The sequence below is a fragment of the Phreatobacter sp. AB_2022a genome, from assembly GCF_026847585.1.
Classification (GTDB): Bacteria; Pseudomonadota; Alphaproteobacteria; order Rhizobiales; family Phreatobacteraceae; genus Phreatobacter.
Genome location: NZ_JAPSET010000080.1, coordinates 1 through 16,320, shown reverse-complemented (window position 1 = coordinate 16,320; position 16,320 = coordinate 1). Strand labels below are relative to the sequence as shown.

Here is a 16,320-nt window from a genome sequence, read left to right as displayed (position 1 = left end):
CTCGCCGTCCTGCGGCGCGGCCGGCTGTGTCGGCGTCGTCGGCCGCGGCCCCGTCGCCTGGCCCGGCGTGCGGTCGGATTGGGTGGCGAAATACCAGCCGGCAGCTGCCGCGCCGGCGAGGATCACCAGCACGATGCCGGCGGCGATCATGCCGCCGCGGCCCTTGCGCGGCGGCTCCACCTCGTCCTCGGAGCCCAGTACGGAGACCCGCGGCCGGATCGGGCCGATCGTCGGCTCGCGCTGGCCGTCCTCGGCCGCCGGCGGCGTCGCGCCGCCCGGACCGCCGAAATCGACGCTCGGCTCGACCCGGTCCTGCACGGCGGCCTGTCCGTCGGCCGCGACCAGCTGGTCCTGGGCCGCGCGCTTGGCATTGGCCGCGGCATCGCCCAGCGTCTCGGCCTTCTGGGCCGCCTCGCTCACCTGCTTGGCGCCGTCGGCGGCGGCCGGCTGGGGCCGCGCCGTCGCGACCGCCGCGGTGATGTCGGCAAGCTCGCGCTCGAGCATGGCATCGAGGCTTTCCACGGCGTTGTCGGCTTCGACCTTGCGGATCGCCTCTTCCAGCGCCAGCCGCTCGCGGGTCACATGCTCTTCGGGAAGGGGCGGGTCCATGCCGCGCAACTGGGCGATCAAGGCCGTCCGCGCACGGTCATAGACCGCACGGCGCGCCTCGCCGGTGTTCTCCGTCAGTGCCGCGACGGCCCGGGAGATCAGTGGCGTATAATCGGCCATTGCGCTTCTGCTCTGCCCCTCCCTGAAGGAGCCTTCAGGCCCCCGGATGGTCCATTCCTAACATTTGCAGACTTCCGATAAAGGCCGCCAGCGCAATTGTCAGGTGCAAAGGACCACCAGCAACGCTTTGATTCCCGGTGTTGTTTTGATGTCGCTCGGCCCGCCCGCGCCGCCGCGGGCAAGGGCGCGGCCGAGCGCCATCGCGACACCGAAAACCCTATTCGAACGGGTTGCGCACGAGAATCGTGTCGTCGCGCTCCGGACTGGTGGATAGTAGGGCAACCGGACAGCCGATCAATTCCTCGATACGGCGGACATATTTGATCGCCTGGGCCGGCAATTCGCCCCAGGACCGGGCGCCCGCCGTGCCCGACGGCCAGCCCTCGATCGTCTCGTAGATCGGCTTGACCCGCGCCTGGGCTTCCTGGCTCGCCGGCAGGAGCTCGATGCGCTTGCCGTCGAGCTCATAGGCGACGCACACCTTGATCTCCTCGAACACGTCGAGAATGTCGAGCTTGGTCAGCGCGATGCCGTCGATGCCGCTGGTCTTCACCGCCTGGCGCACCAGCACCGCGTCGAACCAGCCACAGCGGCGCTTGCGCCCGGTGACGACGCCGAATTCGCGGCCGCGCTCGCCCAGGATCCGGCCGTTCTCGTCGTCGAGCTCGGTCGGGAACGGCCCGCCGCCGACACGCGTCGTATAGGCCTTGGTGATGCCCAGCACGTAGTTGACCCCGCCCGGCCCCATGCCGGAACCGGCGGCCGCCTGGCCGGCCACCGTGTTGGACGAGGTGACGAAGGGATAGGTGCCGTGATCGATGTCGAGCAGCGTGCCCTGGGCGCCTTCGAACAGGATGCGCCGGCCGGCCCGCTTCTCGTTGTAGAGCAGGTCGAAGACCGGCTCGACATAGGGCAGCACCTTGGGCGCGACCGCGGCCAGCTCGTCATAGATGGCCTGGGCCTCGATCTCCGGCAGGTTCAGGCCGCGCCGCAGCGCATTGTGATGGGTCAGCAGCCGCTCGATCTTCGGCCCCAGAGCCGACAGATCGGCCAGATCGGTCATGCGGATCGCGCGGCGGCCGACCTTGTCCTCGTAGGCCGGGCCGATGCCGCGGCCGGTCGTGCCGATCTTGGTGCCGGAATTGGCCGATTCGCGCTGCTGGTCGAGCTCGCGGTGCAGCGACAGGATCAGGCAGGCGTTCTCGGCGATGCGCAGCGTCTCCGGCGTGATCGACACGCCCTGCGCGGACACGCGCTCGATCTCCGCGACCAGGGCATGCGGATCGACCACCACGCCATTGCCGATCACCGACAGCTTGCCGGGCCTGACGATGCCCGAGGGCAGCAGGGAAAGTTTGTAGGTGACGCCGTCGATGACCAGCGTATGTCCGGCATTGTGGCCGCCCTGGAAGCGAACCACCACATCGGCCTGGCTCGACAGCCAGTCGACGATCTTGCCCTTGCCTTCGTCGCCCCACTGGGATCCGACGACAACCACGTTTGCCATGGTCTCAATCCTGACCTGTTCGTGGCAAGGCAAACCCCGACCGCGCGGTCATCGCGATGGCCGGGGTCCTTGCAGTGTGCGGATAAAGGATCAGGACGGAGGAGGCAAGCCCGGGAGGTGGCGCCTCCCCTGCGCCTTCAGCGCAGGCCGGAGGCGGCAAGCCCGGGAGGTGGCGCCTCCCCTGCGCCTTCAGCGCAGGCCGGAGGTGGCAAGCCCGGGAGGTGGCGCCTCCCCTGCGCCTTCCGCGCAGGCCGGAGGTGGCAAGCCCGGGCGGTGGCGCCGCCCCTGCGCCTTCAGCGCAGGCCGGAGGTGGCAAGCCCGGGAGGCGGCGCCTCCCCTGTGCCTTCCGCGCAGGCCGGAGGTGGCAAGCCCGGGAGGTCGGGCCTTCCCTGCGGTTACGGCGCAGGATGCAATGCCGAAACCCGCGAGCGCCGCGGATGTCAGCGCCCGCGGGCGAGGCGCGATCGGCTCACATGCGGCCCTGGGCCGGCGCGAGCTGCTTGTCGGCCGGCCAGCGCAGCCGCCAGCCATGGCGAATCTCGCGGTTGGCGCCCGGCGCGAGATCGAAGGCCCATTCGATGATTCCGCGCCGGCCCTTGACGTCCCGGGCCGTCGGAGCGGTGGCGCCGGGCAGCGGCTCGACGGTGATGTCCTGAGCCTCGGTCACCGGCAGCCGGTCCTCGATCACCACCTGCCGCGGGCTCTGCGCGCCGTTGCGCACGACGATGCGGAACTCGCGCTCCTCGGTACGCGAGGAGGTGATGATGCCGGCCGACCCGTCGGTGCGGCGCACCACATTGTGCTGGATGCTGACGAGATCGTCGGGACCGAAGCCGATCGTCACGGTCTCGTCGCGGGTCGCGGCGGCAAGCTGCGTGCGGCCGGCAAAGATGCCGTCGCGATAAAGCGAGACGCGGCCGGGCATCAGCGGCACCTCGCCGGCATATTTGAACTGGGCCTGCAGGAAGGCGGTGGTGTCGACGCTCGGGGTCGCCCGCGAGATGAGCTGCGGCTCGACCGTCGCGGAGGCGATGCGCAGGGCCCGCGCGCCGGGTCCCGAGGCGATGGTCGCCTGGCCGGGGATCGTGAACGAGGCCTGGAAGCCGCCGGTATCGACCACCGCCTCCGCTTCCTCGACCGGCCGCGGGGTGGCGGACCGGCGCATCCGCTGCTCGCTTTCGGCGATGACCGGGGCCGGCATCGCGGCGGGCGGCGCCGCGCCATAGCCGCTGCCCATGGCGTCGCTGGTCCGGCCGGGCCGCGGCTCCTGGAAGCGCAGGATCATCGAGGCGAGCTGCGGCGCGGCGCTGCCGCGCGCCACCCGCGCGGTGGAGACCGTCAGATTGACGTCGCGCCAGTCCTCCCCGGTCTCCTGGCGGATTTCGGCGCGCCGGATCAGGTCCAGCGCCGGCTTGGCGCCGGTCGTCGTCAGCCTGGCGTCATAGACCGGCGCCCAGCGCGCGCCGCGCACCGCATAGGTCACGGTCAGCTCGCCGCGGAAGGCCGCCACGGCCTCCACGGCAATGCGGGCCTCCAGGCGCTGCGGCGGCTGCTGGCGCAGCGCGGCCTCGATGCTGGCGATCTCCCGATCGAGGAGGCGCTGGCGCTGCTCGGCCTGGCGGATGGCGCGATCGGCGGCGGCCGTCTCCTCCATCGCCGCCGCGAAGGCCTGGCGCGCCTGGGCGACATCCAGGCCGCGCTCGCCGCCCGCCAGCGTCGGGCCGGCGACGAGGGCTTCGGCCGCGCGCTTGCGCAGGCGTTCGGCGGCGATCCGGTCGTCGAGCGTCAGGCGCTCGTCACGCAGCGCCTCCAGCCGCTGCACCCGTTCGGGATCCGGCCGCTCGAACCGCTGCGGCTGGCGCGCGTCGACCGAGCCGACCGTCAGCCTGGCTTCGCCCGCCCCCGCCACCCGCAGCGAGCCGGGATCGGCCGTCAGCGGCAGGTCGCCCAGCACCAGAACGTGCTCGCCCGCCGGCACCTCCACCGCGAAGCGGCGCGTCACGCTCGCGCCGTCGGGGAAGACGGTGACCGCCTCGACCCGCGACGGCAGGTCGAATTCGGCGGCGCTGGCCATGGCCGACGGCAGGAGGAACAGGGCGGACAGGGCTGCGATATGGCGCGACGACATGAATCTCTCCTCGCTGGCAATGGCGCACTTAACCCATCGGAATGTGACCGGCTGGCGGCGGAACGGCGGCGCAGGCTGCCGCCGGCGTCGGGCAATTGCCCTTTTCTTTCAAGGCTCAAGCTGCCGCGCCAGGTCAACCGCCCGGGACCGGGCACCGGCCGCGCCGCAGGCCGGCGCATCGCTCGAATGCACGGCCGGCGCCTGACAGGCTTCGCAGCGCCCGGCTATAGTGCCTTTCCGTAGGAAACCCGCCCGCGCATGCGCCTCTCCAACAATCCCTATCTCATCCTGGCCGCGACCACGCTGATCTGGGCCGGCAATGCGGTCGCGAGCCGGCTGGCGGCCGGCCACGTCTCGCCCATGCTGCTGACCACGCTGCGCTGGGCGGCGACCATCGTCCTCGCGGCCTGGATGGCCGGTCCCGCCTTCCGCCGGGAATGGCCGGCGATCAGGGCGAATGCGGGCTGGCTGATCGTCATGGGGGTGGTCGGCTTCACCGGCTTCAACGCCCTGTTCTACCTCGCCGGCCAGTATACGACGGCGGTCAATCTGGGCATCATCCAGGGGGCGATCCCGATCATGGTGCTGGTCGGCAGTTTTCTCGCCTATCGCACCCGCATCACCACGCTGCAGATGGTCGGCATCGCGGTGACGCTCACCGGCATCGTCACACTCGCGACCCGCGGCCATCTCGAGCAGTTGCTCGGCCTCACCTTCAATATCGGCGATCTCATGATGCTGACCGCCTGCACCGGCTACGCCGCCTACACGGTCGCGCTGCGCGACCGGCCGAAGATCTCGCCCCAGCCGTTCTTCCTCGCCCTCTCGGCCGTGGCGCTGATCTCCTCGCTGCCGCTGGCGGTCGGCGAATATGTCGCCGGCGCCCTGCGCTGGCCGGACCTGACGGCGCTCGCCATCATCGTCTATGTCGCGGTCCTGCCCGGCTTCGTCGCGCAGATCCTGTTCATGCGCGGCGTCGAGATGATCGGCCCGGGCCGGGCCGGCCTGTGGGTCAATCTCGTGCCGGTCTGGGCGGCTATCCTCGGGCCGCTGATCCTCGGCGAGATCTTCGCCTGGTATCACGCCGTCGCGCTGGTCCTGGTGCTGGGCGGCATCGCGGTGGCCGAGAGCGGCAAGCGCTAGCTTCGGGCCCCGCGGAAGATCAGCTCCGGCTGCCGGCGAAGCGCGCGACCAGCGAGAGCAGCACGGCGAGCCCGATGCCGAACATGCCCTCGATCGCGACCGTCACCGCGACGCGGCCGCCGAACAGCGTCTGCGAGCGGACCATCGGCATGACCACCCAGCCGAGCACGGCCGGTCCCAGAATGCCGAACATCAGGCCGAACAGGACGGCCGAGCCGAACAGCAGGATGAGGCCGGCGAGCAGCCCGCCGGCGACGACACCGATCGCGATCGCCTTGATGTCGGCGAAGACGAGCGAGGCCGCGCCCCAGGCCAGGATGCCGGCGGCAAGGCCGAAAAAGGCAGCGGCGAGGCCTCCGCCGCCCTGGAAGCCGGAGCGGTCCCAGAGCAGCACGAACAGGATGCCCCAGAGCCCGCCCCAGAAGCACTGGTTGACGATCAGCGGCAGGCCGAGCGGCGGCGCCGAACGCCACGCATAGACCGCCATCTGCGTCACGCCGGTCTGGTTGAGTCCGAACACGGTCGCCTCGCGGAAGATCAGGATCGACAGGGCGCCGGCGACGAAGCCGAGCGCAAGACGCGGAAGCGCGGACATGGGGGCACCTTGGCGAAGAATCAGGAGCCAAGCTTAGCGCAGAAAAGACGACGGCCGGCCCGTCGGCGACGGGCCGGCCGCGTCATGGTTCAGGGCAGTGGCGTGCCGGCTCAGAAAGCCAGGCGCCGGGCGCGCTTCACGTGCGGGATCTTGTGGATCGCGTCGAGCAGCTCGTCCGAGACCCGCTCGTCCACCGCGGCGAAGCAGATCGCATCACCGCCGGGCTTGTCGCGGCCGAGATTGAAGGTCGCGATGTTGACGCCGGCATTGCCGAGCAGCATGCCGAACTGGCCGATGAAGCCCGGTTTGTCGTCGTTGCGGATATAGAGCATGTTCGGGGCGAATTCCGCGTCCATGGCGATCGAGCGGATCTCGACGATGCGCGGCTTGCCGTCGGCGAGCACGGTGCCTGCGGCATGGCGCGGCATGTCCTCGGCCTCGACCGTGATCATGATCCGGCTTTCGAGATTGCCCGGCGCCTCGCGCTTGACCTCGTCGACGGTGATGCCCTTGTCCTTGGCGATGCCGACGGCATTGACCATGTTGATGTCGGACAGGAACGGCCGCAGCACGCCGGTCACCGCGGCGGCGGTGAGCGGACGCACGTTGAGCTCGGCGACCGCACCTTCATATTCGATGCGGATGCCCTTGATCGGCGCCTCGGTGAGCTGGCCGAGGAACGAGCCAAGCTTTTCGGCGAGCGCCACGAAGGGCCGCAGCTTCGGCGCCTCCTCCGCCGAGATCGACGGGAAGTTGACGGCATTGGTGATGGCGCCGGCCAGGAGGTAGTCCGACATCTGCTCGGCGACCTGCAGCGCGACATTCTCCTGCGCCTCGGTGGTGGCGGCGCCGAGATGCGGCGTGCAGATCACGTTGGGATGGCCGAACAGCGGATTGCTGGTCGCCGGCTCCTCGGAGAAGACGTCGAAGGCGGCGCCGCCGACATGCCCCGATTCCAGCGCCTCGCGCAGCGCCACCTCGTCGACCAGACCGCCGCGCGCGCAGTTGATGATGCGCACGCCCTTCTTCGTCTTGGCCAGCGCCTCGCGCGAGAGGACGTTGCGCGTCTGCGCGGTCATCGGCACGTGCAGGGTGATGAAGTCGGCGCGGCGCAGGAGATCGTCGAGCTCGACCTTCTCCACCCCGATATCGATGGCCCGCTCCGGCGAGAGATAGGGATCGAAGGCGATCACCTTCATCTTCAGGCCGAGCGCGCGATCGGCGACGATCGAGCCGATATTGCCGCAGCCGATGATGCCGAGCGTCTTCGAGGTCAGCTCGACCCCCATATATTTGTTCTTCTCCCACTGGCCGGCCTGGGTCGTGCGGTCGGCGTCGGGGATCTGGCGGGCGATGGCGAACATCATCGCCACGGCATGCTCGGCGGTCGTGATCGAATTGCCGAAGGGCGTGTTCATCACGATCGTGCCCTTGGCGGTGGCGGCGGGGATGTCGACATTGTCGACGCCGATGCCGGCGCGGCCGATCACCTTGAGCTTCTTGGCATTGCCGAGGATCGCCGGCGTCACCTTGGTGGCCGAGCGGATGGCGAGGCCGTCATAGTCGCCGATGATGGCGGCGAGCTTGTCCTTGTCCTTGCCGAGCGAGGGCTGGAAATCGACGTCGATGCCGCGATCCTTGAAGATCTGGACGGCTGCGGGCGAGAGGGCATCGGAAATGAGAACGCGAGGGGCCATGGGACGGGCTCCGGTCAGCGAGGAAACGGGAACGATCCCCTCGCCCGCTCCAGACACGGGTCACGGGCGAGAGGCATCGAGGCTGCGGCGGAAGGCGGTCAGGCCGCCTGCCTGAGCTTGGCCTTCTCGGCCTGGAAGGCCCATTCGATCCAGGGCATCAGCGCCTTCAGGTCGCGCGCCTGGACGGTCGCGCCGCACCAGATGCGCAGGCCCGGAGGAGCGTCGCGATAATGGCCGAGATCGAAGGCGACGCCTTCCTTCTCGAGCGCCGAGACGATGCTCTTGGCGAAGGCTGCCTGGGCATCCGCCGGCAGCGCGGTCACCGCGGGATCGGTGAACTTCAGGCAGACGGAGGTGTTGGAGCGGGTCTTCGGCTTCACCGCCAGGAAGTCGATCCAGTCATTGTCCCGGACGAACTTGGCGATGACGCGGGCATTGGCGTCCGCGCGCTTGACGAGGCCGTCGAGCCCGCCGACCTTCTGCGCCCATTTCAAGGCGTCGATATAGTCCTCGACGCAGAGCATGGACGGCGTGTTGATGGTCTCGCCCTCGAAGATGCCTTCGATCAGCTTGCCGCCCTTGGTCATGCGGAAGATCTTCGGCAGCGGCCAGGCCGGCTTGTAGGTCTCCAGCCGTTCCACGGCACGCGGCGACAGGATCAGCATGCCGTGCGCGGCTTCGCCGCCCAGCACCTTCTGCCAGGAGAAGGTGACGACATCGAGCTTCGGCCAGTCGAGGCGCTGGGCGAAGGCCGCCGAGGTCGCGTCGCAAATGGTCAGGCCTTCGCGGTCGTCGGCGATCCACGAGGCGTCCGGCACGCGCACGCCCGAGGTCGTGCCGTTCCAGGTGAACACCACGTCGCGGGTCCGGGTGTCGACCTTCTTCAGGTTCGGCAGTTCGCCATAGCCGGCGGTGATGGTGCGGACATCGGCCAGCTTGAGCTGCTTGACGACATCGGTGACCCAACCCTCACCGAAGCTCTCCCAGGCGACCATGTCGACGCCGCGGGCGCCGAGCAGCGACCAGAGCGCCATTTCGACGGCGCCGGTGTCGGAGGCCGGCACGATGCCGATCCGGTAGCCCGCCGGCACCTGCAGCACCTCGCGCGTGAGATCGATGGCGAGCTTCAGCTTCGCCTTGCCGATCTTGGCGCGGTGCGAGCGGCCGAGCGGCGCATCACCGAGAGCTTTGAGGGACCATCCGGGGCGCTTGGCGCAGGGGCCGGACGAAAAGGTATTCACGCGCGGACGCGCGGCAGGGGCGGTGTTCGCCATCGGATTGTCTCCATCCTCACAGATGGGCGTCCCTCGTTGGGGAGGGATGTCCCGCCGCTGGCAATAGGCCCCGCCTGCGCCCCGGTCAAGCCGGCGCGGGTTATTGCTTACCCCGCGCCAGCCCCTGCCTTACCGGCCGGCGGAGCCGGCCGCCGCGAAGAAGGCCTCGGCGTCCTCGACTTCGGTCAGCCGCCGGTTCTCGATCAGCCAGAACCGGTTGCCGACGGCGCGCACGAAGCTGCGGTCATGCGAGATGAGGAGGCAGGTCGCCTGCTGGCGTGTCAGTTCGTGTTCCAGCGCTTCCTGGCCATCGATGTCGAGATGGTTGGTCGGCTCGTCGAGCAGGTGGAAGTTCGGCTCCGTCAGCCGAAGCACCAGCATGGCGAGCCGCGCCTTCTGGCCACCCGACAGCCGCGCCACGGAGCGGCCCTGCATCTCCACGGCAAAGCCGGCTCCGGCCAGCAGCGCCCTCGCCCGCTGGTCGCCGACCGCGAACCGCGCCGCGATGGCACCGGCTGGCGTCTCATCCGCGCCGATCTCACCGAGATCCTGGCTGCTGAAGCCGAGCACCAGCGAGGGCGTTGCCGTGATGGGGCTGCCCGGCTCCGGATGGGTGATGGCCTTGCGCAGCATGGCGGCGAAGCGCGACTTGCCGGCACCATTGGCGCCGAGCAGGACGATGCGGTCGCCCTGGCTGATGAAGCGCCGGCCGGTGCGGAAGAGGAGCGTGCCATCGGGCGCCTCGACCCGTGCATCGTCAAGCGTCACCAGCGCCTTGGCATGGCTGCCACGGTCGGCGAGCCGGATCTGGCCGGCCGAGCGCTCCATATGGGCGGGACGGGCGGCCTCCTCCAGCCGTTCGGCCCGCTGCCTGAGCTGGCGGGTCTTCACCGTCAGGAGATCGCTGCCCGAATTGATGCCGAGATTGTTCAGCTTCGCCGCCTGCCGGCGGAGCTGCTGGGCGGTCTTCATGTCGCGCTGGTAGCGCCGCTCGTCGGCCACGTCGCGCTCGTCGAGGGCGGCGCGGGCCTTTGCATAGGGCAAGGCGAAGAGCTGCGAGGCCTCGGGCCTGAGGAACAGGGTGCGGCGGGTGACGGCGTCGAGGAAGGCCCGGTCGTGGCTGGCGACGACCACGGCCATGCTGGCCGGCAGCCCCGCCAGCCAGGTTTCGAGGCCGATCATCCGCGCGAGGTCGAGGTGGTTGGTCGGCTCGTCCAGGAGCAGGAGGTCCGGCTCGGTGACCAGCGCGCGCGCCAGCATGGCCAGCCTCTGCCAGCCGCCGCTGAGCGCGCCGAGCGGCCGGGCCCGCAGGCTTTCAGGAATATCGAGCGCGTCGAGCGCGACATCCGCGCGCCAGCCTTCGCTGGCGCGGAGATCCGGCCGCAGCGCCGCGGCGGCCGCCTCGCGCACGCCGAGCCCGGCCCATTCGCCGGGCATGTGTTGCGCCATATGGCCCATGGCGAGCCCGCGCGCGCGGGTCACTTCGCCTTCCGTCGGCTCGACGGTTCCCATGATGCACTGGATGAGCGTCGACTTGCCGCGGCCGTTGGCGGCGACGATGCCGATGCGGTCGCCCGCGGCAATGGCGAGGTTGAGGCCGGAGAACAGGCGCACGCCGAGCGTGACGCCGAGATTGCGCAGGTTGACGAGGGTCATGATCGGTCTCGAGGTCGATCCGAACGCCGCCACGCACGGGTTGGGGGCGGCTTGTCGCGGGCGGCTGGCGCCGGCCCTATCGGTTCGGATGGATGGCAGGATGCGGCACCGGAGCGCGGTGCCGCGTGAGCCCTGCGGGCAGACCTTGAGAGGAAAACAGGACCGTCTCGGGTCAGCCCTGCAAGAACACTTGCAGGGCCTCATCGGGGCCAAAGCGACGATCGTGACCGCGGAACATGATTGCGCGGCCCTCCCTTTCGATCACGCATGAATTGGCAGTTTAAACCAGCGCGCGCGGCCCAGGCAACCGTCGGGTCAGGGACCAGCCGGTCCGAGCCCGTCGCCGAACATGTAGCGCAGGCCGATGCGGAATTCGTGCGCCGCGACCGGTCCGGCGCGGTAGGTGCCGCCCGCCGCATCCGCGAACCGCAGCGATCCCATATGGAGGTAGCGGTAGCCGAGATCGAGCTTGGCCTGCGGCGTGATGTCGACGGTCACGCCGGCCATGGCCGCGACCGCCAGGTTCCACTTCGTCGCGCGGACGAGGTCGGGCGCCACCACCTGCTCGCCGAGCGCCGCCGCGGCCGGAACCGGCGTCGAGCCGTAGCCCGAGGCACTGAGCCGCGCGACGCCGATACCGGCGCCGATATAGGGGGTGACCGGCCCGAACGCGCCGAGATCGACATAGGCGTTGATCAGTGCGGTCTGGCTCGCAATGCCGAAGCGATCGCTGCGGGCCGGCACCGGCAGCGGGCCGGCATAGGACCAGTCGCCATTCGGCGCCACCATGCCGGAGAAGCGCGCCGGCGAGCGCAGGTCGAGCGTCGCGTCGATCCGCACCGACTTGTATTTGAAGCCGAGGCCGAGGCCGCCGCCGAAACCCGAAGCCGCCCGCGTGTCGTTGAGATCGACCCAGCGCCCGGCTCCGACATAGGCCGTATCGGCAAGGCCGAGCGCGGCCCGGCGGTAGAAGCTCGCGATGAAATCGCCGCGGACATACCAGCCGGACGAGAAATCCTCGGGCAGGACAGGCGGCGCGAGCGGCGGCTGCGGGCCGCGCGCGCCGAGATCGGCTGCCGATGCTTGTCCGCCCGCCGTGGCGACGAGGCTCAGGGCAATGAAGGCCAGGGCCAGGCGTTTCATGTCATGAAAACCCTTGAGACGCGATGGATCTTGGAAAGTCGGGCGCGCGCGTTTTGGGGGATGCGCCGCGGCCCGGAGTGGCATCGCCGGCAAGCCTGCCAAAGCCGAGTTAAGGGGCTCTTAACGTTACCGAAAGCTAAACGCCGCGCGCCGCGGGCGGTCTGAAGGTGCATGCCCCGGGAACCCCTGTCCCAGGCCCTTCGTTGCCTTGAAGAGGACAGGAGGTGACGATGAGAATGAACGAGCACCGCCCCTTCCCGCTCGCGGCTGGCGTCGATTTCGCCGTCGGGGTCGATGGCACCGCGTTCCCGCGGGCCCTCTTGACCGGCGAGCGCCCGACCGGGGCTGCGACCTCTCCGACGAACCTGCCCGAACGCGATCCGGACAAGATCGTCGACCGGCCGCCGAAGAAACATCTGCCGATCGACAACGACGTCGTTCTGCCGACACCGAAGCCATTCGACCAGCCGGATGTCATCCTGCCGGGCGACCGGGAGGGCGGCTATCGCGACCCGTCGCGGCCACAGCCCAAGCCGACCTGACGCATCCGGAACGAGCGATCAGTAGCGTGCGACGATCGGCGCCGGCGGCGCGCAGGTGCAGTTCAGCATCCAGCGCATGCCGAGGCGGATCTCGTGCGAGCTCAGGTTCCGCACCCGGATCGCGTCGCCTGACGGCTGCGGCAGGCCGGTTGCCGGATCGCGCAGCCCGATTTCGGGAAGATCGCCGAGATTGAGGTAGCGATAGCCGAGTTCGAGGCTCAGCCGGTCGTTGACGCGGTAGCCGACACCCGCCATCAGCGCCCAGGCGAAATTGGTCTTGGAGACGCTGGAGGCATAGCCGCCGAGCGAACCGGTGGCGCCCCAGTCGGAGTTGAAGCCGGCGGAACTGTCGGTGAAATTGCTGATCGCCGTGTTGGCGAAGCCGAAGCCGGCGCCGAGATAAGGCGTCAGGCAGCCGAGCGTGCAGAATGTGCCGAGGTCGACATAGGCGTTGACGAGGCCGACCCAGGAACGGACGTCGCCCGCATAGGTATTGGTCTGCGAGGTGGTGGAGCCGCCGCCGGCATCGAAATTGACATAGTCCATGCCACGCAGCCGTCCGCCGCCGCGGAATTCGCCGGTGACATCGGCGCGCAGCCAGGAATTGAAGCGGTAGCCGACGCCGACGCCGACCGAAATGGTTTCCGAGAAGGTCTTGGTGCGAAGCTCGAACGTATTGACGCCGCCGGCGCCGGCCCGCACCGGCTGGCCGTTCTGCATCACGTCGAAAGCGCCGATCGCATTGCTCGCAAGGCCGATATCGCCGCGCAGGTACCAGCCGCCCTCGATCGGAGCGGCCGCAGGCGGAGCCGGATAGACCGGCGGCGCGAGGTCGGCGGCATGGGCCCCCGCCGCGCCGAGCGCAACGGTGCCGGCGAAGGCGATGGAGGCGAGGATGCGCATGGCGGTTTCCCGAAGACGTCGCAGCGCCTGCCCGCGGCGGCGCGGCTGGAGGACCAACATGCTGAAAATACGGCGGAAACGATTAAGCCATGCTTAACCATGACTGTTAAGCATGACGTCTCGTCAGCCGGCGTCCGCAACGCCGGCCGGACGATGTCGCAGGCGACCCTCAGGCAGCCGCCTTGGTGACCGCCGCGACGATCTCGTCGACCACGGTTTCGACAAGGACGCGGTCGTCCCCCTCGGCCATGACGCGGATCACCGGCTCGGTGCCCGAAGGACGGATCACCAGGCGGCCATTGCTGCCGAGGCGGGCCTTGGCGCCGTCGATCGCGGTCACGACGGAGGAGTGTTCGAGCGGCTTGCCGCCCTTGAAGCGGACATTCTTGAGGATCTGCGGCAGCGGTTCGAACAGGTGGCAGACCTCGGAGACCGGCCGGTTCATCTTCTTGACCACGGCCAGCACCTGCAGCGCGGCGACGAGGCCGTCGCCCGTCGTGGAGTAGTCGGACAGGATGATGTGGCCCGACTGCTCGCCGCCGACATTGAAGCCGTGCTCGCGCATATGTTCGAGCACATACCGGTCGCCGACCGGCGTGCGCGCGAGATTGAGGCCGAGGCCACCGAGGAAGCGCTCGAGGCCGAGATTGGACATGACCGTCGCGACGATGCCGGGCGCGGAGAGCCGGCCGTCCTCGAGCCAGGACTGGGCGACGAGCGCCATCAGCTGATCGCCATCGACCACCTGGCCCTTCTCGTCGACGATCAGCACTCGGTCGGCGTCGCCATCGAGCGCGATGCCGATATCGGCGCGCACTTCCTTCACCTTGGCGACGAGCGCTTCGGGATGGGTCGAGCCGCAATCGTCGTTGATGTTGAAACCGTTCGGATCGTTGCCGATGGTCACGACGTCGGCACCGAGCTCCCAGAGCGCCGCGGGCGCCACCTTGTAGCCGGCGCCATTGGCGCAATCGACCACGATGCGCAGGCCGTCGAGCTCGAGGTTGCGCGGCAGGGTGCGCTTGGCGAATTCGATATAGCGGGCCTGCGCATCGTCGATGCGCTTGGCGCGCCCGAGCTGGCGCGATGCGGCCAGACGGCGCGTCAGGTCCTGGTCGAGCAGGTCCTCGATCGCGTGCTCGACCTCGTCCGACAGCTTGTAGCCGTCGGGCGCGAACAGCTTGATGCCGTTGTCGTCGAACGGATTGTGGGACGCCGAGATCATGACGCCGAGATCGGCACGCATCGAGCGCGTCAGCATGGCCACCGCCGGCGTCGGCATCGGGCCGACCAGCAGCACGTCCATGCCGACCGACGTGAATCCGGCGACGAGCGCATATTCGATCATGTAGCCGGACAGTCGGGTGTCCTTGCCGATCATGACCCGGTGGCGATGGTCGCCGCGCTGGAAGGCGATGCCCGCCGCCTGCCCCACTTTCATCGCGAATTCGGGCGTCACGGGAAAGGCATTGGCGCGACCGCGAATGCCGTCGGTGCCGAAATATTTGCGGGCCATGGCTTGAAAAGTCTCTTGTGGCGATAGGCGCGAATCAGAATTCCGGGCCGGCGCCCCCCGGGCCGATCCAGCCTCCTTATAGTCACAACAGCGCCATTTTGTCGAAAGCGCGTCCTTCACTCTTGGTGAGAAACTGTGACAAGGCCGGGAAAACCAGCCTTTTCAGCCGTCCGCGGCCAGCGCCGGGCGTCCGCGCTGCAGCCACAGGACCACGCCCCAGCAAGCCATGGCCCAGGCCGCGCCGATGAGCCAGCCGCCCAGCACGTCTGTTGGCCAGTGGACACCGATATAGACCCGGCTGACACCGACCAGCACGGTCAGCACCACCGCGACGAACGGAAAGAAGACACGCACGCGCCGATCGGTCTCGATCCGGGCGAGCAGGACACCGAGCGTGAGATAGGTGACCGCAGCCAGCATGGAATGGCCGCTCGGAAAGCTTGCCGAAAGCTCGATGGGCGCATTCGGCACGAGATCCGGCCGCGCACGGTCGAAAAAGGCCTTGAGGACCTGGCTCAGCCCGGCGCCGCTCAGCACCGCGCCCGCGACGAAGGCCGCGGCGGCCGGGCGGCGGACCAGCACGAGATAGACGACGGTGAACAGCACGATGAGGCTGAGCACCGCGGTGCCGCCGAGGGCCGTGATGTCGCGCATCACGGTCGGCAGCCAGGGCGCCCCGAGCGGCACGGCGGCGTCGCCTGCCTGCCGGAAGGCCATCAGCACCTGCGTGTCGAAAGCGACCGTCTCGCCGCCGACGACCAGATCGGCCAGCGCCAGAAAGCCGAGCACCCCGCCGGCGACGACCGCCAGCGCCAGGACGAGCCCCAGTTCGCGGCCGACGCGCGCCCGGACGGACGGCCAGTGACGCAGGATGCTCATCGCTGGCGGCGCCCCTCAGCTTTCGCGGAAATAGGGCTCGACCGGGCCGTTCAGCTTGATGGTGAGCGGATTGCCGTGGCGGTCATTGGCGGTGCCGACGGAAACGCGCACCCAGCCCTCGCTCACGCAATATTCCTCGACATTGGTCTTTTCGACACCTTTGAAGCGGATGCCGACATTCCGGCTGAGAATGGCCTCGTCGTAATAGGGGCTCGACGGATTGGTCGACAGGCGGTCGGGAAGCGTATCGCTCATGGTCGTGTCTCGATACTGAGGGAGAAAGCCGGCGGACCAATAGCGCCAAAGCGGCCGCCATGCCAATCCGGGCAGCCATCGCGCCTTGTTCGCGCCATAGACGATGTGTCCTTAGCAGAATCACGTAATTGTGCATCGGGGCGCGCCTGCAAGGAGACATGAAGATGGACAGACGGAATTTCCTGCTGGGGTTGGCCGGCAGTCTCGCCGCGCTTTCGCCCCTGGCGGCGCCGGCGGCCTCAGCGGAGACAGCCCCGGGAGGCCTCGACGCGGTGCGCGCCGCGCTCGCCCCAGCCGGGCAGCCGCTGGAGATGCAGGGCGGCCAGGGCCAGCTCGGCGCCGGACGCCGGGGT

Annotated in this window: 14 protein-coding genes and 1 pseudogene; 3 read left to right on the top strand and 12 right to left on the bottom strand. The window is 69.2% G+C overall.

Annotated elements, in window-relative coordinates; translation table 11 throughout:
* The 3 genes and pseudogenes from OZ671_RS30585 to OZ671_RS30575 form a co-directional block, all read right to left on the bottom strand.
* A pseudogene (locus tag OZ671_RS30585) lies at positions 1-729 on the bottom strand (hypothetical protein); the annotation flags it as partial.
* 217 nt (positions 730-946) lie between these two features.
* A complete protein-coding gene (locus OZ671_RS30580) occupies positions 947-2,236 on the bottom strand; it encodes an adenylosuccinate synthase (protein WP_268864217.1) in 1,290 nt (429 codons plus the stop codon).
* Positions 2,237-2,705: 469 nt separating this feature from the next.
* The gene (locus OZ671_RS30575; protein WP_268864216.1) at positions 2,706-4,364 is read right to left on the bottom strand and encodes a mucoidy inhibitor MuiA family protein; all 1,659 of its coding nucleotides are present in this window, start codon (positions 4,362-4,364) and stop codon (positions 2,706-2,708) included.
* A gap of 258 nt (positions 4,365-4,622) precedes the next feature.
* Between OZ671_RS30575 and OZ671_RS30570 the strand changes: the two genes are divergently transcribed.
* Positions 4,623-5,507 carry a DMT family transporter gene (locus OZ671_RS30570; RefSeq protein ID WP_268864215.1) on the top strand — a complete coding sequence of 295 codons (885 nt, stop codon included), beginning with the start codon at positions 4,623-4,625 and terminating at the stop codon, positions 5,505-5,507.
* A 19-nt stretch (positions 5,508-5,526) separates the two neighbouring features.
* Here OZ671_RS30570 and OZ671_RS30565 read toward each other — a convergent pair whose 3' ends face one another.
* From OZ671_RS30565 to OZ671_RS30545, 5 genes are all read right to left on the bottom strand, one after another.
* The gene (locus OZ671_RS30565; RefSeq protein ID WP_268864214.1) at positions 5,527-6,102 is read right to left on the bottom strand and encodes a hypothetical protein; all 576 of its coding nucleotides are present in this window, start codon (positions 6,100-6,102) and stop codon (positions 5,527-5,529) included.
* A 110-nt stretch (positions 6,103-6,212) separates the two neighbouring features.
* On the bottom strand, positions 6,213-7,799 hold the full coding sequence (gene serA / locus OZ671_RS30560; protein ID WP_268864213.1) for a phosphoglycerate dehydrogenase: 1,587 nt from the start codon (positions 7,797-7,799) through the stop codon (positions 6,213-6,215).
* Positions 7,800-7,897: 98 nt separating this feature from the next.
* The gene (locus OZ671_RS30555) at positions 7,898-9,073 is read right to left on the bottom strand and encodes a phosphoserine transaminase (RefSeq protein ID WP_268864212.1); all 1,176 of its coding nucleotides are present in this window, start codon (positions 9,071-9,073) and stop codon (positions 7,898-7,900) included.
* Between the two features lie 129 nt (positions 9,074-9,202).
* Positions 9,203-10,729 (bottom strand): ABC-F family ATP-binding cassette domain-containing protein, encoded by a 1,527-nt coding sequence (locus OZ671_RS30550; RefSeq protein ID WP_268864211.1) that lies wholly within the window; start codon positions 10,727-10,729, stop codon positions 9,203-9,205.
* Between the two features lie 315 nt (positions 10,730-11,044).
* Positions 11,045-11,872 (bottom strand): outer membrane protein, encoded by an 828-nt coding sequence (locus tag OZ671_RS30545; protein WP_268864210.1) that lies wholly within the window; start codon positions 11,870-11,872, stop codon positions 11,045-11,047.
* Positions 11,873-12,108: 236 nt separating this feature from the next.
* Between OZ671_RS30545 and OZ671_RS30540 the strand changes: the two genes are divergently transcribed.
* Complete coding sequence (locus OZ671_RS30540) at positions 12,109-12,414, top strand: hypothetical protein (protein ID WP_268864209.1); 306 nt, start codon at positions 12,109-12,111, stop codon at positions 12,412-12,414.
* A gap of 18 nt (positions 12,415-12,432) precedes the next feature.
* Here OZ671_RS30540 and OZ671_RS30535 read toward each other — a convergent pair whose 3' ends face one another.
* From OZ671_RS30535 to OZ671_RS30520, 4 genes are all read right to left on the bottom strand, one after another.
* Positions 12,433-13,317, bottom strand: a complete 885-nt coding sequence (locus OZ671_RS30535; protein ID WP_268864208.1) for an outer membrane protein — start codon at positions 13,315-13,317, stop codon at positions 12,433-12,435.
* Positions 13,318-13,486: 169 nt separating this feature from the next.
* Positions 13,487-14,833, bottom strand: a complete 1,347-nt coding sequence (gene glmM / locus OZ671_RS30530; protein WP_268864207.1) for a phosphoglucosamine mutase — start codon at positions 14,831-14,833, stop codon at positions 13,487-13,489.
* 162 nt (positions 14,834-14,995) lie between these two features.
* Positions 14,996-15,712, bottom strand: a complete 717-nt coding sequence (locus tag OZ671_RS30525) for a phosphatase PAP2 family protein (protein ID WP_268864206.1) — start codon at positions 15,710-15,712, stop codon at positions 14,996-14,998.
* Positions 15,713-15,727: 15 nt separating this feature from the next.
* Complete coding sequence (locus OZ671_RS30520) at positions 15,728-15,967, bottom strand: DUF3297 family protein (protein WP_268864205.1); 240 nt, start codon at positions 15,965-15,967, stop codon at positions 15,728-15,730.
* Positions 15,968-16,131: 164 nt separating this feature from the next.
* Here OZ671_RS30520 and OZ671_RS30515 point away from each other — a divergent pair.
* Positions 16,132-16,320: hypothetical protein (locus OZ671_RS30515; RefSeq protein WP_268864204.1), on the top strand; the 189-nt coding region annotated here is incomplete at its 3' end.

Bases quoted from the DNA above. Each gene is read 5' to 3' on its own strand.
- OZ671_RS30570 (WP_268864215.1), top strand. From the start codon at position 4,623: ATGCGCCTCTCCAACAATCCCTATCTCATCCTGGCCGCGACCACGCTG.
- OZ671_RS30575 (WP_268864216.1), bottom strand. From the start codon at position 4,364: ATGTCGTCGCGCCATATCGCAGCCCTGTCCGCCCTGTTCCTCCTGCCG.
- OZ671_RS30520 (WP_268864205.1), bottom strand. From the start codon at position 15,967: ATGAGCGATACGCTTCCCGACCGCCTGTCGACCAATCCGTCGAGCCCC.
- OZ671_RS30565 (WP_268864214.1), bottom strand. From the start codon at position 6,102: ATGTCCGCGCTTCCGCGTCTTGCGCTCGGCTTCGTCGCCGGCGCCCTG.
- OZ671_RS30555 (WP_268864212.1), bottom strand. From the start codon at position 9,073: ATGGCGAACACCGCCCCTGCCGCGCGTCCGCGCGTGAATACCTTTTCG.
- serA (WP_268864213.1), bottom strand. From the start codon at position 7,799: ATGGCCCCTCGCGTTCTCATTTCCGATGCCCTCTCGCCCGCAGCCGTC.
- OZ671_RS30580 (WP_268864217.1), bottom strand. From the start codon at position 2,236: ATGGCAAACGTGGTTGTCGTCGGATCCCAGTGGGGCGACGAAGGCAAG.
- glmM (WP_268864207.1), bottom strand. From the start codon at position 14,833: ATGGCCCGCAAATATTTCGGCACCGACGGCATTCGCGGTCGCGCCAAT.
- OZ671_RS30535 (WP_268864208.1), bottom strand. From the start codon at position 13,317: ATGCGCATCCTCGCCTCCATCGCCTTCGCCGGCACCGTTGCGCTCGGC.
- OZ671_RS30550 (WP_268864211.1), bottom strand. From the start codon at position 10,729: ATGACCCTCGTCAACCTGCGCAATCTCGGCGTCACGCTCGGCGTGCGC.
- OZ671_RS30525 (WP_268864206.1), bottom strand. From the start codon at position 15,712: ATGAGCATCCTGCGTCACTGGCCGTCCGTCCGGGCGCGCGTCGGCCGC.
- OZ671_RS30545 (WP_268864210.1), bottom strand. From the start codon at position 11,872: ATGAAACGCCTGGCCCTGGCCTTCATTGCCCTGAGCCTCGTCGCCACG.
- OZ671_RS30540 (WP_268864209.1), top strand. From the start codon at position 12,109: ATGAACGAGCACCGCCCCTTCCCGCTCGCGGCTGGCGTCGATTTCGCC.